This window comes from Rhodococcus sp. GB-02 (genome assembly GCF_053470465.1).
The window spans coordinates 439,247-453,611 of the sequence record NZ_JBPUKE010000003.1 but is presented as its reverse complement, the minus strand read 5'-3'; the positions used below and the strand labels follow the sequence as shown (position 1 = coordinate 453,611).

Annotated in this window: 13 protein-coding genes and 6 tRNA genes; 13 read left to right on the top strand and 6 right to left on the bottom strand. The window is 62.0% G+C overall.

What is annotated here, in order from left to right:
* Positions 1-103: 103 nt before the first annotated feature.
* Together ACSW29_RS22515 and ACSW29_RS22510 are read left to right on the top strand one after the other, a co-directional pair.
* Positions 104-1,489, top strand: a complete 1,386-nt coding sequence (locus tag ACSW29_RS22515) for a GH1 family beta-glucosidase (protein ID WP_347872652.1) — start codon at positions 104-106, stop codon at positions 1,487-1,489.
* 197 nt (positions 1,490-1,686) lie between these two features.
* Positions 1,687-2,166: an alpha-isopropylmalate synthase regulatory domain-containing protein gene (locus tag ACSW29_RS22510; protein WP_230817235.1), complete on the top strand. Its 480-nt coding sequence runs from the start codon at positions 1,687-1,689 to the stop codon at positions 2,164-2,166.
* Positions 2,167-2,293: 127 nt separating this feature from the next.
* Here the strand turns inward: ACSW29_RS22510 and ACSW29_RS22505 are convergent.
* From ACSW29_RS22505 to ACSW29_RS22485, 5 genes are all read right to left on the bottom strand, one after another.
* A tRNA-Val gene (locus ACSW29_RS22505) sits at positions 2,294-2,368 on the bottom strand.
* Between the two features lie 16 nt (positions 2,369-2,384).
* Positions 2,385-2,460: transfer RNA gene (locus ACSW29_RS22500), tRNA-Gly, on the bottom strand.
* 92 nt (positions 2,461-2,552) lie between these two features.
* Positions 2,553-2,627: transfer RNA gene (locus tag ACSW29_RS22495), tRNA-Val, on the bottom strand.
* A 1-nt stretch (position 2,628) separates the two neighbouring features.
* Positions 2,629-2,699, bottom strand: a tRNA-Cys gene (locus ACSW29_RS22490).
* A gap of 25 nt (positions 2,700-2,724) precedes the next feature.
* Positions 2,725-2,797, bottom strand: a tRNA-Gly gene (locus ACSW29_RS22485).
* A 293-nt stretch (positions 2,798-3,090) separates the two neighbouring features.
* On the opposite strand from ACSW29_RS22485, the gene ACSW29_RS22480 reads away from it, so the two are divergent.
* The 9 genes from ACSW29_RS22480 (at position 3,091) to pdxS (ending at position 11,443) form a co-directional block, all read left to right on the top strand.
* Positions 3,091-3,162 (top strand) — tRNA-Val (locus tag ACSW29_RS22480).
* A 171-nt stretch (positions 3,163-3,333) separates the two neighbouring features.
* On the top strand, positions 3,334-3,786 hold the full coding sequence (locus ACSW29_RS22475; RefSeq protein ID WP_230817236.1) for a TIGR02611 family protein: 453 nt from the start codon (positions 3,334-3,336) through the stop codon (positions 3,784-3,786).
* A 132-nt stretch (positions 3,787-3,918) separates the two neighbouring features.
* Positions 3,919-5,976 (top strand): threonine--tRNA ligase, encoded by a 2,058-nt coding sequence (thrS, locus tag ACSW29_RS22470; RefSeq protein WP_448278341.1) that lies wholly within the window; start codon positions 3,919-3,921, stop codon positions 5,974-5,976.
* Positions 5,973-6,527 (top strand): HIT family protein, encoded by a 555-nt coding sequence (locus ACSW29_RS22465; protein WP_095970499.1) that lies wholly within the window; start codon positions 5,973-5,975, stop codon positions 6,525-6,527. The genes thrS and ACSW29_RS22465 overlap by 4 nt, the downstream gene beginning before the upstream one ends.
* 81 nt (positions 6,528-6,608) lie before the next feature.
* The gene (pgsA, locus tag ACSW29_RS22460; protein ID WP_317828521.1) at positions 6,609-7,322 is read left to right on the top strand and encodes a phosphatidylinositol phosphate synthase; all 714 of its coding nucleotides are present in this window, start codon (positions 6,609-6,611) and stop codon (positions 7,320-7,322) included.
* Entirely contained in the window at positions 7,319-8,221 is a 903-nt protein-coding gene (locus ACSW29_RS22455) for a phosphatidylinositol mannoside acyltransferase (RefSeq protein WP_042919909.1), read from the top strand. Before pgsA ends, ACSW29_RS22455 begins: the two co-directional genes overlap by 4 nt.
* Entirely contained in the window at positions 8,218-9,345 is a 1,128-nt protein-coding gene (locus ACSW29_RS22450) for a glycosyltransferase family 4 protein (protein ID WP_230817239.1), read from the top strand. Before ACSW29_RS22455 ends, ACSW29_RS22450 begins: the two co-directional genes overlap by 4 nt.
* Positions 9,342-10,364 (top strand): NUDIX hydrolase, encoded by a 1,023-nt coding sequence (locus ACSW29_RS22445; protein ID WP_448278340.1) that lies wholly within the window; start codon positions 9,342-9,344, stop codon positions 10,362-10,364. Before ACSW29_RS22450 ends, ACSW29_RS22445 begins: the two co-directional genes overlap by 4 nt.
* Before the next feature lie 170 nt (positions 10,365-10,534).
* Positions 10,535-11,443: a pyridoxal 5'-phosphate synthase lyase subunit PdxS gene (gene pdxS, locus ACSW29_RS22440; protein ID WP_003943338.1), complete on the top strand. Its 909-nt coding sequence runs from the start codon at positions 10,535-10,537 to the stop codon at positions 11,441-11,443.
* A gap of 107 nt (positions 11,444-11,550) precedes the next feature.
* Here pdxS and ACSW29_RS22435 read toward each other — a convergent pair whose 3' ends face one another.
* Positions 11,551-12,027: a RidA family protein gene (locus tag ACSW29_RS22435; RefSeq protein ID WP_317828519.1), complete on the bottom strand. Its 477-nt coding sequence runs from the start codon at positions 12,025-12,027 to the stop codon at positions 11,551-11,553.
* A 163-nt stretch (positions 12,028-12,190) separates the two neighbouring features.
* On the opposite strand from ACSW29_RS22435, the gene ACSW29_RS22430 reads away from it, so the two are divergent.
* Together ACSW29_RS22430 and ACSW29_RS22425 are read left to right on the top strand one after the other, a co-directional pair.
* Positions 12,191-12,613: an NUDIX domain-containing protein gene (locus ACSW29_RS22430; protein ID WP_448278339.1), complete on the top strand. Its 423-nt coding sequence runs from the start codon at positions 12,191-12,193 to the stop codon at positions 12,611-12,613.
* Positions 12,614-12,742: 129 nt separating this feature from the next.
* A complete protein-coding gene (locus ACSW29_RS22425; RefSeq protein WP_448278338.1) occupies positions 12,743-14,269 on the top strand; it encodes a DUF222 domain-containing protein in 1,527 nt (508 codons plus the stop codon).
* Positions 14,270-14,365: the final 96 nt, after the last annotated feature.

Genomic DNA, 14,365 nt, shown 5'->3' with positions numbered 1-14,365 from the left:
TGTCTCGTCCGTTCGGTTGGGCCGAACGGTACTGGATCTCGATACTGGTCGAGTGTCCAACAAAGCTGCGTGTTTTGCACGGTTCTTTGATTAACTGACCGACATGACTCGGCAGCCGACACCAGAATTTCCGTCTTCCTTCGTCTGGGGAACCGCCACCGCGGCCTATCAAATCGAAGGAGCTGTGGCGGAAGACGGTCGCGGACCGTCGATCTGGGACGAGTTCTGTGACCGTCCCGGTGTAGTCGTCGGGGGCGACACCGGGACGGTCGCTGCCGATCATTATCACCGCTGGGAATCGGATATCGAGTTGATGAAAGACCTCGGGCTCGACGCTTATCGGCTGTCCCTGTCGTGGTCGCGAATACTCCCCACCGGATCGGGGGCCGTGAATGCGAAAGGGCTCGACTTCTACGACCGCCTGATCGATCGACTGTGTTCGGTGGGAATTACTCCTGCTGTCACTCTCTTTCACTGGGATCTGCCCTTGGCGCTACAAGAGCAGGGCGGCTGGATGAACCGAGACACCTCGTACCGGCTGGCAGAGTACGCGCAGGTCGTCGGCGAACGGTTGTCCGATCGCGTCGGAATGTGGATGCCGCTCAACGAACCGGTAGTGCACACGCTCTACGGTCATGCCTTGGGAGTTCACGCCCCCGGGCTGGCCTTGGGGTTCGAGGCTTTCCAAGCCGCACATCATCAGCTGCTCGGGCACGGCCTCGCTGTCGAAGCGCTTCGGGCAACCGGATGCACGAATATCGGAATCGCCTCCAATCATGCTCCGGTGCGGGCAGCTTCGGATTCCCCGGAAGACGTGATGGCTGCCGACATCTACGACCACGTCGTCAATTGGATGTTCGCCGACCCGGTATTGGTCGGAAAGTATCCCGCAGACGAATTTGCACAGCTGCTCAGCGGTCCGGTCGAAGAGGACTTGAAGATCATCGGGGCGCCGCTCGACTGGTACGGGATCAACTACTACGAGCCGACGATGATTGCAGCTCCGGTGGAAGGCCAGGGGACAGAAGGTGTGCTCGAGGTCGACCTACCGCCGGGCCTGCCCTTTGCGCCTGTCGCGATTACCGGTTATCCCATAACCGACTTCGGATGGCCGATCGTCCCTGAGGGACTAGGTGAGATCTTGCGGACGTTCCAAGCACGCTTCGGTGACGCACTGCCGCCGATCTACATCACGGAAAGCGGGTGTTCGTTCCACGACGCTCCGGATGCCGCAGGAGTTGTCGAGGACGAAGCACGAATCGACTATCACGATGCGCACCTTCGCGCCCTCCGATCGGCAATGGACGACGGTGTCGACGTCCGTGGTTATTTTGTGTGGTCGCTTCTCGACAACTTCGAATGGGCCGCGGGATACAAGGAGCGATTCGGCCTGGTGCACGTCGATTTCGACACCCAGAAGCGCACACCGAAGACCTCGTTCGAGTGGTATCGCGCCCTGATCGCCGAGCATAAAGCGGCTCAGGTCTGACCTGAAGTGGAGGCGGTCTGGGTTGCTTTGCTAGGCGGTCTGGGTTGCTTTATGGAACCAGGCCGCCTAGCCTCTTCTCTCATGAAGCGAATTCTCGTAGTAAGCCGCCGTAGCGGGGTCTGAATCGGACCGACCCCTCGCTGCGGGTCGTCTTGCTACCAGTTGGTCCTCCACTTCATTCCAGGAAGACCACGACTATGACTTACAATTTCGCCTTCGCTTCTGATTCCTCTTCTACGCCTGCTGATCCTTTCGCAGCGCGCCACGGAAAATCTCTGCCTGCCGGCCTGCGTGCCGAATGCTCTGCGATGTCCTGGACCGAGTTCGAGTCCACGTACGCGGCAATGAGCGGCCCGATCCGTCTGGGCGCGTGGTCATCCGAAAAGATTGCACCGGGTCGGTGGACCTTCGAAGCGACTCTCGGTCTGGGGGAGCGCATCCAGAAAGCGTCCACCACCTCGACCGGTGCGATCTCGGCTATGACCTCGATGCTGCACGACGCGGGAATCTCTCTCGAGATCCTGTCTTTCCACCAGCACCAGATCGGCCACCGTACTGCGACGTTCATCTTCACCGAGTGTGACGGACGTCGGAGCTGGGCGATGGGTATTGCGGAGTCGTCCACGGAGTCCTCGCTGCGCGCGATGACCTCGGCAGCGAACCGCTTCTCTCACTGATCAGCTCCATCAACCGCAGTGCTGACGCATTCCCTGGGGGGGCTTGCGTCAGCACTGCGGTTAGTGTGTTCGGTGCTCAAACACAAAAAGCCGGAACCCTGAGGTTCCGGCTTCTTGCATTCTCAAATGGTGCGCGATACTGGGATTGAACCAGTGACCTCTTCCGTGTCAGGGAAGCGCTCTCCCGCTGAGCTAATCGCGCGGGTTCTGGAGAAAAATGGAGCGGACGACGGGATTCGAACCCGCGACCCCAACCTTGGCAAGGTTGTGCGCTACCAGCTGCGCCACGTCCGCATGAGCAATGAACTCCGTTACCGGAACTCAGTACTTTTCTAACTTATCAGACCTGCAAGCAGGCCTTGACCATCAGGCCCGAAGGCCTGACGTGGTGCGCGATACTGGGATTGAACCAGTGACCTCTTCCGTGTCAGGGAAGCGCTCTCCCGCTGAGCTAATCGCGCGAGGTGGAGACGGGAATCGAACCCGTGTGCACGGCTTTGCAGGCCGTTGCCTCACCACTCGGCCACTCCACCGTAAAAGGTTGAGTCACACCTCTCGAGCGGACGACGGGATTCGAACCCGCGACCCCAACCTTGGCAAGGTTGTGCGCTACCAGCTGCGCCACGTCCGCATCGCACCGTGTTGCTTGGGGAGCTGCTCGCTCTCCTCGGTGCGTTGGAAACATTAGCCGACCGTGTCGGATACACACAAATCGCCAGCTCAGTGGCGTGTTCGGAGTCGAATCGGCCGGTCGCGCGCGTTGCAACTGTCCATCTTGCCGATGAATGCGGTCTGAAATCAGCTCGAATTCGTAGATTTCGGGGTTGCCTGGAGCAAATCGAATGCCAACCTGGTGATTCGTATTCATCGCGCAGCCGTGTTAATGTTCCAACTCGTTCGAGCGCATGCGTTCGGATGACTTACGGTCCCGTGGCTCAGTGGGAGAGCGTCCGCTTCACACGCGGAAGGTCGCTGGTTCGATCCCAGCCGGGACCACAGAAAGACACTGAAGGCGTTCCCGATCATCGGGGACGCCTTCAGTCGTTTGAGAGCGCAGTGGTTCGAGGGCACCGTCGTTTCGGCATGCAGACCGTCGTCGCAGGTGGCCGGGCGACGATTTCGGTAGCCTGGTCGAAGAGACATTTCGCGACGGAAAAGGTGACCGACTTGAGTACCGAAAAGGTCGATTCTCCCGTCGACGATTCAGACCTGTCCGTCTTCCAAGACGCAGAGTCCCGCTGGGAGCGGTGGCGCGCCGGAATCGCCGCGCGGCCCACCCTCAATCTTGCGTATCGCATCGGCGTCGGAGTCGTCGGCGTGATCGTGCTCGCCGCAGGTGTCATAGCTATTCCGTACCCCGGCCCCGGATGGCTCATCGTGTTCGCCGGCCTGGGCATTTTGGCGTCGGAGTTCGCCTGGGCTCATCGACTCCTTCATTTTGCGAAGGCTCGATACGACAGGTTCATGGAATGGTTCGGCAAGCAGTCGCTGTTCGTCAAAGGGTTGGGCGTTCTGTTCACCACAGTGTTCGTCCTGGCGACTTTGTGGGTGCTCGGCACCTTCGGGCTGATCGGGACATGGGTAGGGCTGGACTACTCGTGGCTCGAGTCGCCACTGTGAGCTGAACGAGGTCGGTTTCCTTCACTCGGTTGTCTCGACATGTCGGTAGGGCCGATAACATGATCGTGCGCGTGCTCGCAGTGGGTACGACGCCTGTCTTAACTTGTCGCAATACCTTAGGAGCACATCGCCGTGACCAGTCCCGCGCCAGAGCACTCAGCCGCCCCACTTCGGGTGCCCGCGGGGACGACCGCCGGGACTGCAGTGCGCGAAGCCGGATACCCCACGAAGGGGCCCGACGTGATCGTCGTCGTGCGGGACGGCGAGGGAACGCTCAAGGATCTGTCGTGGACTCCTGAGGTCAATGTCGACGTCGAGCCGGTGGCAGCGTCCACCGAAGACGGTCGCAGCGTCATCCGACACTCCGCGGCCCACGTCCTCGCGCAGGCGGTCCAGAAGGAATTCCCCGATGCGAAGCTGGGCATCGGGCCGCCGATCAAAGACGGCTTCTACTACGACTTCGCGGTGGATCGTCCGTTCACTCCGGAGGATCTGGCCAAGCTCGAAAAGCGCATGAAGCAGATCATCAAGGGTTCGCAGCGCTTCTCGCGTCGAGTGGTCGATTCGATCGAGGACGCCCGGGTCGAGTTGGCCGACGAGCCTTTCAAGCTCGAACTCATCGACGACAAGTCCGGTATCGACGATCCAGAGATCATGGAGGTGGGTGGCAACGAGCTGACCATCTACGACAATCTCGATCCCCGTACCGGCGACAAGATCTGGTCCGATCTGTGCCGCGGTCCGCATATTCCGACCACCAAGCACATTCCAGCGTTCAAGCTGACGCGTAGCTCCGCCGCGTACTGGCGCGGAAATCAGGACAACGCCGATCTTCAGCGTGTCTACGGCACCGCGTGGGAGTCCACCGAGGCTCAGGACGAGTACCTCGAGTTGCTCGCCGAGGCCGAGCGTCGTGACCACCGCAAGCTCGGTACCGAACTGGACCTCTTCAGCTTCCCCGACGAACTCGGCTCCGGTCTGCCGGTCTTCCATCCCAAGGGCGGCATCATCCGTACCGAGATGGAGAATTACTCCCGCAGCCGCCACATCGAGGCCGGCTACGAGTTCGTCAACACCCCGCACATCACCAAGGGACATCTGTACGAGGTGTCCGGTCACCTCGACTGGTACCGCGACGGCATGTTCCCGGCGATGCACGTCGACGAGGAACTCAACGAGGACGGCACCGTGCGTAAGCCGGGCCAGGACTACTACCTCAAGCCGATGAACTGCCCGATGCACAACCTGATCTTCCGTGCTCGCGGACGTTCGTACCGTGAATTGCCGTTGCGGCTCTTCGAGTTCGGCTCGGTCTACCGCTACGAGAAGTCCGGCGTCATCCACGGTTTGACTCGTGTGCGCGGTATGACTCAGGACGACGCTCACATCTACTGCACCCGTGAGCAGATGCGCGACGAGCTGACCACCACGCTGCAGTTCGTACTGAACTTGCTGAAGGACTACGGCCTCGACGACTTCTACCTCGAGCTGTCCACCAAGAACCCGGACAAGTTCGTCGGTAGCGACGACGTCTGGGAAGAGGCGACCGCAACGCTCGCCGAGGTCGGCGAAGCCTCCGGCCTTACACTGGTGCCGGACCCGGGTGGAGCTGCGTTCTACGGTCCCAAGATCTCCGTTCAGGTCAAGGACGCACTCGGCCGTACATGGCAGATGTCGACCATCCAGCTCGACTTCAACCTGCCCGAGCGGTTCGAGCTCGAATACACCGGCAACGACGGCGTCAAGACTCGACCGGTCATGATCCACCGCGCTCTGTTCGGCTCGATCGAACGGTTCTTCGGCGTCCTGACCGAGCACTACGCCGGCGCTTTCCCGGCGTGGCTGGCGCCGGTGCAGGTCGTCGGAATCCCGGTGGCGGAGGCATTCGCCGATCACCTGTTCGACGTCACGAAGAAGCTCAAGGCTGCCGGTGTGCGCGCCGAGGTCGACTTCAGTGACGACCGCATGCAGAAGAAGATCCGCAACCACACCACGCAGAAGGTCCCGTTCATGCTCCTGGCGGGCGAGCGTGACGTCGAAGCCGGCGCGGTCAGTTTCCGCTTCCGCGACGGCACACAGATCAACGGAATTCCCGTCGACGACGCCGTCCGGATCATCACCGAGTGGATCAGCCGTCGCGAGAATGCCTCGCCGACAGCCGAACTGGTGCAGCCAAGCGTGGCGCAGTGAGTGCCCCCGGTGACGAGGGACCAGGTTCGCTGATCGACCACGGCGTCGGCGACCCTGACCATTTGCAGCGCATTTGGTCGCCGCATCGGATGTCGTACATCACCGAGGCGCCCAACACCCCGGGTACGACGGGTGAGCCATTCATCGACATCCCGAAGATGTCGGACGAAGAAGGGCTCATCGTTGCCCGCGGTGAGCATGTCTACGCGGTTCTGAACCTGTACCCGTATAACCCCGGGCATCTCATGGTGGTTCCGTATCGCAAGGTCGCGGCTCTCGAAGACCTGACGCCGGAGGAGAGCGCCGAGTTGATGGCGTTCACCCAGCAGGCGTTGCGGGTGATCAAGAGCGTGTCGAATCCTCACGGATTCAACGTCGGCCTGAATCTCGGTGCCGCTGCAGGCGGTTCGCTGTCCGAGCACCTTCACCAACACGTAGTGCCCCGCTGGGGTGGCGACGCCAACTTCATCACCGTGCTCGGTGGGGTGAAGGTGATGCCGCAACTGCTGCGGGAGACCAGGGGACTACTCGCCGGTGCCTGGCAACAATAGATCGATGCGTCCGGCTTCATGGCAGGATGCTTTGTTGCGACGAGTTCCAATCCGGAACTCACGACGGGGAGGTTTCCTGCGGTGTTGAGCTTCTTCGGACGCGAATCGGTGTCCAAGGTGACGGCACCTATGGGGAAGGCGCTGGTCAAGACCGGCCTGACGCCAGACACGGTGACGGTGATCGGCACGGTGGCGAGTGTCGCCGGGGCGGTGACTCTGTTTCCGTCCGGACACCTGTTCTGGGGAACCCTGTTCATTTGGTTCTTCGTCATGTTCGACATGCTCGACGGCGCCATGGCCCGCGCTCGCGGTGGTGGAACGCGATACGGGGCCGTCCTGGACGCCACCTGTGATCGCGTGGCCGACGGTGCGATTTTTGCCGGCCTTGCGTGGTGGGCGGTTTACCACGAGAACAGCAAGTGGCTTCTCGTGGCGACGCTCATCTGCCTCGTCACCTCGCAGGTCATCTCGTACGCTAAGGCACGCGCCGAGGCGAGCGGGCTGACTGCCGACGGTGGGTGGATAGAGCGTCCGGACCGGCTGATCATCGTGTTGGTCGGATCAGGCCTTACGGGCATGGGTCTACCGTGGGCAATCCACATCGCGATGTGGGTATTGGCCGCCGGAAGTATCGTCACTGTCTTCCAGCGAGTGCTCGCGGTGCGCAATTCCCCTGGCGCCCGGGAACTTCTGCCGATCGCCCCGGCGTCATCAACGGCAGAAGGCGGGTCGAAGCCCGATGGCGAGCCCGAAACAGATGGTGGGCCCAAGACGGAAGGCGAGGCAGATCAATGAGTTTTGCCGAGCGTGCAACCGATCTGGGATACGCCGCGGGATGGCGGTTGGTGCGAAGCCTGCCGGAATCGGTGGCAGTCAAGCTGTTCGACGCTGGAGCGGATTTCGCGGTACGCAAGGGCGGACCCGAACAACTCAGGAAGAACCTCGCGAGAGTTCTGGGGACGACACCGGAGGAAGTCCCGGATCAGCTGATCAAGGATTCGATGCGCTCGTACGCCCGGTACTGGCGTGAGGCGTTCCGTCTTCCGTCGATGGACCTGGTCGCCACCGGTAAGGCGTTGCATGCGCTGGTCGAGGGCCAGGAACATCTGGAAAAGGCGATGGCGGCAGGTCATGGCGCAGTGCTGGCGCTGCCCCACAGCGGCAACTGGGACATGGCCGGCGTGTGGTGCGTTCAGCAGTGGGGTGGATTGACCTCGGTGGCCGAGCGGCTCAAACCCGAATCCCTGTACGAGCGGTTCGTCGAATATCGCGAGAGTCTCGGTTTCGAGATCTTCCCGCTCAGCGGCGGAGAGCATCCTCCGTTCGTCGAACTCTCCAAGCATCTGCGTGAGAACAAGATCGTGTGTCTTCTGGGGGAGCGCGATCTGGCGAAGAAGGGTGTGCCTGTCACGTTCTTCGGAGAACCTACTCGCATGCCCGCAGGCCCGGCGAAGCTCGCGATCGACACCGGAGCGCCGCTTCTACCGGTCCACTGCTGGTTCACTCCCGACGGGTGGGGTTTCAAGATCGACCCGCCGATCGACGTTTCCGGGGGCGTCGGCCCGGCCACGCAGGCACTGGCCGACCGATTCGCGGTCAACATCGCAGCGCACCCCGCTGACTGGCACATGCTGCAGCCGCTGTGGCGCTCGGATCTCTCCGAATCGCGGCTCGCCCGCATGGAGGGTGAATGAAAATCGGGATGATCTGCCCGTACTCCTTCGACGTCCCCGGCGGGGTGCAGGCGCACGTGGTGGATCTGGCCGAGGTGCTGATCGAACGTGGCCACAAGGTGAGCGTGCTTGCGCCATCGTCCGACGATGACGAGTTACCGGATTTTGTGGTCTCCGCTGGTAAAGCCGTCGCGATTCCTTACAACGGTTCTGTTGCGCGGTTGTCCTTCGGCCCGACGGCGAACGCCCGCCTCCGCAAGTTCATCGCGGAAGGTGGCTTCGACGTTCTGCACATCCACGAACCCAATGCGCCGAGTCTGTCCATGCTCGCGTTGCGTATCGCGGAAGGCCCGATCGTGGCGACCTTCCACACGTCGACCACGAAGTCATTGGTGCTGAGCACTTTTCAGGGTGTCCTGGCCCCGTATCTCGAGAAGATCAGCGGCCGGATCGCAGTCTCGGAGTTGGCGCGTCGTTGGCAGGTCGAGTCCCTAGGATCCGACGCCGTCGAAATACCCAACGGCGTCGACGTCGCCGCGTTTGCCGAGGCCGACATGTTGCCCGGCTATCCGCGCGAGGGTGGAACCATTCTGTTCCTCGGGCGTTACGACGAACCGCGCAAGGGTATGGCCGTCCTCCTCGGTGCACTGCCGGAGTTGGTCGAGCGTCATCCTGATCTCGAAGTGATCGTGGTCGGGCGCGGCGACGAGGAAAAACTCCGCAAAGAGGCGGGCAAGTACTTCAAGCATCTCCGACTGCTCGGGCAGGTCAGCGACGAGGAGAAAGCGTCTGCACTTCGCAGTGCGGACGTCTACTGCGCGCCCAACCTCGGCGGTGAGAGCTTCGGGATCGTTCTGGTCGAGGCCATGGCGGCCGGTACCGCCGTCGTCGCGAGTGAGTTGGACGCCTTCCGTCGGGTACTTCGCGACGGCCAGGCCGGCTTGCTGGTCCCCATCGGGAGCTCCGATGCCCTGGCCGAGGCAATCGATTCCGTTCTCGGTGATCCGGACCGACGCCGTGCTCTGGTCAACACCGCGACAAGCGTTGTCGCCGAATACGACTGGCCGGTGGTGGCGGAGCAGATCCTGCGTGTCTACGAGACCGTCACGGTCGGCGGCACCGGCGTTCGTGTGGTGGGATCATGACCTTTTCCGCTCTGACGATCTTCATTCTCGGACTTGTCGCTGCCGTCGTCCTGGTCGTCGGACTGTGGGCGTACGGGACGGCGAATCGACTCGATCGGCTGCATGTGCGTTCGGATCAGTCCTGGCTGGCGCTCGATGCGGCGCTGTCCCGCCGTGCAGCGGTGGTCCGCGCGGCGGCCGTGGACATGAGCGCCGACGACGCCCGCAGATTCGTCACCTTGGCCGACGCCGCTGAACGGGCGGATCGTCAGGACCGAGAACTCGCGGAGAATCGGTTGTCCAACGCTCTTGCCGCCTACGGCGCGACGTCGCTGCGACCTCAACTGGTGGCCGAGCTGGCCGACGCCGAAGCGCGGGTTCTGATCGCCAGGCGGTTCCACAACGACGCGGTGCGAGACACCCTTGCACTCCGTACGCGTCGACTTGTTCGCTGGCTTCACCTCGGCGGAACGGCGCCGCTGCCTCAGTATTTCGAGATCTCCGAGCGGACCACCGCGGCCGCGGTGCCCGAGGGCATCACTGTCGATACGTCGCGGACCTCCGCTCGCGTGGTGATGCTGGACGAGGACGATCGGGTGCTGCTGCTGCGCGGGCACGATCCTCAGATCCCGAACACTTACTTCTGGTTCACCGTCGGCGGCGGGCTCGAACGCGGTGAACATCTGCGGGCGGCTGCCGTTCGTGAGATCGAGGAGGAGACCGGATTCGTCGTGGCGCCGGAGAATCTGCGAGGTCCGCTCTGGCGTCGAGTGGCGATTTTCCCGTTCGACGGTGAGCTGATCCGTTCGGAAGAGCTGTTCTTCGCCACGCGCACTCACGGCTTCGAGCCGGTCTTCCAAGGCCACACGGAGTTGGAGCAGCGTGCGATTACGGGCCATCGCTGGTGCAGTGCCGACGAGATCCGCCGACTGGCCAAGTCCGGTGAGCCCGTCTACCCGTTGGATCTGGCAAACCTCCTGGTGGAAGCAGCGACGATCGCGGACGGTAGCGAGGATCCGGAAGTGCGTTCCATCCGCTGATGAGTTCGGCCGATCAGGCGTCGCGGCTATTTAAGGCCAGCAATGGCAAATTGGATACGGAATCGAAGGCCGGTTGGTCCTAGAGTTCTGGCCAGAGGCCTCCGAGCGAATGAACTCGTGTGTTCGTCGTGCCTCGTTTCTTTGTCACGCCACTACTGCAGGAGTTTGCTGTGAGCACCCCCGACTCTGCCCCCACCACCGCCATCGGCACCGCACGCGTCAAGCGCGGCATGGCTGAAATGCTCAAGGGCGGTGTGATCATGGACGTTGTCACCGCTGAGCAGGCCAAGATCGCCGAAGACGCAGGCGCCGTCGCCGTCATGGCACTCGAGCGGGTCCCCGCGGACATTCGCGCACAGGGCGGCGTCTCGCGCATGAGCGACCCGGACATGATCGACAGCATCATCTCCACCGTCAGCATTCCCGTCATGGCAAAGGCACGCATCGGTCACTTCGTCGAAGCGCAGATCCTGCAGAGCCTCGGCGTGGACTACATCGACGAGTCCGAGGTCCTGACCCCGGCCGACTACGCCAACCACATCGACAAGTGGAAGTTCACCGCTCCCTTCGTCTGTGGCGCCACCAACCTCGGTGAAGCGCTCCGTCGCATCAACGAAGGTGCGGCCATGATCCGCTCGAAGGGCGAAGCCGGTACCGGAGACGTCTCCAACGCCACCACTCACATGCGCACCATCCGCGGCGAGATCCGCCGGTTGACCTCGCTGAGCGAAGACGAACTGTACGTCGCTGCCAAGGAACTGCAGGCACCGTACGAGCTGGTCGTCGAGGTCGCCAAGGCCGGCAAGCTGCCGGTCACCATGTTCACCGCCGGCGGCATCGCCACCCCGGCAGACGCTGCGATGATGATGCAGCTCGGCGCCGAAGGCGTGTTCGTCGGATCGGGCATCTTCAAGTCCGGCAACCCGAAGCAGCGCGCCGAGGCCATCGTCAAGGCCACCACGTTCTACGACGACCCGGACGTGCTCGCCAAGGTCTCGCGCGGACTCGGCGAGGCAATGGTCGGCATCAACGTCGACGACCTGCCGGTTGGACACCGCCTCGCAGAGCGCGGTTGGTGACACCAGGTCTGATGACCGGGCCCAGTGCCTGAAGGTTTTCGACAACGAAGGGGCGGCGAGTTGCAGAAGCAACCCGCCGCCCCTTCGTCGTGTGGGGGGTCAGACCGTCAGATGCTTTCGGAGACCTCGAATACGAATTCCACCTCGACGGCACTGTTTCGGGGGAGTTCGGCGACGCCGATCGCAGAGCGTGCGTGTTGCCCTGCGGTACCGAAGATCTGGGCCAGCAGGTCGGACGCGCCGTTGATCACCTGGGGTTGCTGTGAGAATCCGGATCCGGAAGCAACAAATCCAACGACCTTGACGACGCGAACGATGCGGTCGAGCCCGACCAAGGCGTCGACGGCCGCGAGTCCGTTGAGAGTGCACAACCGCGCAGCCTGGGCTGCGTCTTCGACGGAGACACCTTCACCCAACTTGCCGATGCACGTCGTGGTGCCGTCGACGAGCGGCAATTGCCCCGACGTGTAGACGTATGCCCCCGTCTGAACGGCGGGAAGGTAGGAGCCTGCCGGGGTAGCGACCGGCGGAAGCGTCAGGTCGAGTGCGGCGAGTCGTGCAGTCCAGGTACTGGCGTCGTTCATCGAGTTCCTCAATGGGTTCTTTGGTCTGGGAATGACGTTCGAGTCTGGCATCGGGACTCTCTGCAAGTCCAAGTCGTATTTGCGCCCACCCCATCACTTTTGGTGATACTCACTGTCGTCGGATTCAAAATGGTGTTCGATTTGGCCACCTAAGCTTTGTTGTATGTCGTCAATTCGCAACATCTCATTGGGGCTACCTGTCCGTTGCGGTCACGTACTCATGCTCGACGGCACGGACTCTGTCACGGGGGAGAACTTCCATCGATTGATCGGTGGCGGTATCGAGTTCGGTGAGACGGCCGAGGCAGCGCTGCGACGCGAGTTCGCGGAGGAACTCGGCGTCACGTTGGGAAGTGTGGAGTTGCTCGAGGTCGTCGAGAACATCTTCGAGTTCGAGGGGCGACTTGGGCATGAGATTGTCCATGTCTTTGCAGTCGACTCAGCCGAATTCGATGCGTTTCCGCTCGACGTGCAACTCCGAGTCCTCGACGAAGGTAGTCCAGTCCACTGGCTATTGACAGGTGGGTCCGACCTCCCCATCTACCCGGCCGAAGCCGCCCGCATTATCAACGCCCTGGTTCAGTAGTGGAATCCGTTGCCGAAACAAGAGTGGCCGCAAAGGTTGCTCCGCAGCAATTTTCGGTCAATCGGGATTCTTCGGACTGATTTCTGGAAACTGTAGATCTTCGAACATGCTTTCGAATATTGTGGAGAAATGTTCGATGACGGAGTAGGAAGTTCGAGTGCCGCAGCGCAGCTGTTCGGAGCTGAATCCGACTGCGCCCTCATCGATCTCATTGCCGAACTGCATTCGCGCGAGTCGATGCTCGTGGAACGCAAACTCGCTGCCATTGCCGAGTTTTTCGAGCGTTGCAGCGCTGGACACTCCGATGCCGGCGCGTGGTCGTCCACTGCGCACGAACTAGCTGAGGCGGAGCTCGGCGCAGCGTTGACCATGGGCCGTGCCGCGGCGGGAAAGTTGATCGGCCTCGGCTTTTCTCTCAAGACTCGACTCCATCGCACGCGTGCCGCTATGGCACGCGGAGAACTGGATTTGTATCGAGTCGGATTGATCGACTCCGCTACAGCCAACGTCGATGACGATTTGATCGACGAGGTGGAACGGCAGCTCCTCGAGAAGATTTCAGCACCACCGATACATGGCGGTACCGGCTTGACCGGCCGCCGATTGACGGCGGCCATCGACCGTATCGTCGCTGTGGTGGATCCGGAGGGGATGCGGGAGCGTCGACGCCGCGCCCTGGCTGATCGGTTCGTAGGTGTGAGCGCTGCCGAAGACGGTATGGCGCGGATCTTGGGGAGCATTCCGGCGGAGGATGCACGGGCTTTCGACGGTCGCTTGCGGGAGTTGGCGATGTCGGTGTGCCGACACGATTCCCGTAAATACGAGCAGCGACGAGCCGACGCGCTAGGAGCGTTGGTGGTGGGGTCGACGATTCTGCCGTGCGATTGTGGCCGGGGCGACTGCCCACAAGACCGCAGTGGGATTGTCGTGGTGCGTCGGCCGTTAGTTCACGTGGTCATGCTGGAAAGCGCGCTCCTGAGCGGTGACTCACCAGGTGCAGACGAACCCGCTCACCTCGACGGTTATGGCGTGATCAGTGCAGAGCATGCGCGTGACATCGCCGCGGGAGCGCTGCTTCGGAAGGTGAAGGTACCAGCCGATGCGGCGCTCGAGTCTGCCGATGAGGGCGAGCCAGTTCCTTCGCCTGTAGTTCCTCCGCCCGTCATTCCTTCGGCATTGGTGTACCGCCCGGGCGCTGTCCTCGACACGTGGGTGAGGGTGATCTCGGGTAGCTGTCAGTGGTTGCACTGCGATGTCGCGGCATGGAATTCCGATCTCGATCACACTGAACCTTTTGATCATCGTGATCCAGCGCGTGGTGGAAAGACCGTGGTCTCGAACTTAAGTGCCTACTGTCGAAATCATCACCGCCTCAAACATTCCGGTCAGTGGGTGCACACCTCGAATCCGGACCGGAGCGTCACGCTGACGTCGATTACCGGACATTGTTACCGAACTCGGCCGTCAGGTCTGCTGGCAGGAATGCTCGAGCCTGTACTGCCCGAGGGTGGTCGGCGTCGACGTACACGTTTGGAGAACAAGGCGGCCCGCGTGCGGGGTGAACGCCGGCGCCAGCGGATACGGATGCGCCTGCGGGTGAAGAAGAAGGTCCAGAGGAGGACCGTCGATCGAGGAGACGATCCACCGCCGTTCTGAGCAGATGCACCCCGTCGCTCAGTGTTCTCGGATGCCCAGTTTTCGGATGCCCACTTTGGTGGCCGGGGGTGCGTCAGGCATTGTGTGAAGGTCGGT

Excerpts from the sequence above, each read along its gene's own strand:
- ACSW29_RS22515 (WP_347872652.1), top strand. The coding sequence starts at position 104 with ATGACTCGGCAGCCGACACCAGAATTTCCGTCTTCCTTCGTCTGGGGA.
- ACSW29_RS22510 (WP_230817235.1), top strand. The coding sequence starts at position 1,687 with ATGACTTACAATTTCGCCTTCGCTTCTGATTCCTCTTCTACGCCTGCT.
- ACSW29_RS22455 (WP_042919909.1), top strand. The coding sequence starts at position 7,319 with ATGAGTTTTGCCGAGCGTGCAACCGATCTGGGATACGCCGCGGGATGG.
- ACSW29_RS22450 (WP_230817239.1), top strand. The coding sequence starts at position 8,218 with ATGAAAATCGGGATGATCTGCCCGTACTCCTTCGACGTCCCCGGCGGG.
- ACSW29_RS22445 (WP_448278340.1), top strand. The coding sequence starts at position 9,342 with ATGACCTTTTCCGCTCTGACGATCTTCATTCTCGGACTTGTCGCTGCC.
- ACSW29_RS22435 (WP_317828519.1), bottom strand. The coding sequence starts at position 12,027 with ATGAACGACGCCAGTACCTGGACTGCACGACTCGCCGCACTCGACCTG.
- ACSW29_RS22430 (WP_448278339.1), top strand. The coding sequence starts at position 12,191 with ATGTCGTCAATTCGCAACATCTCATTGGGGCTACCTGTCCGTTGCGGT.
- ACSW29_RS22425 (WP_448278338.1), top strand. The coding sequence starts at position 12,743 with ATGTTCGATGACGGAGTAGGAAGTTCGAGTGCCGCAGCGCAGCTGTTC.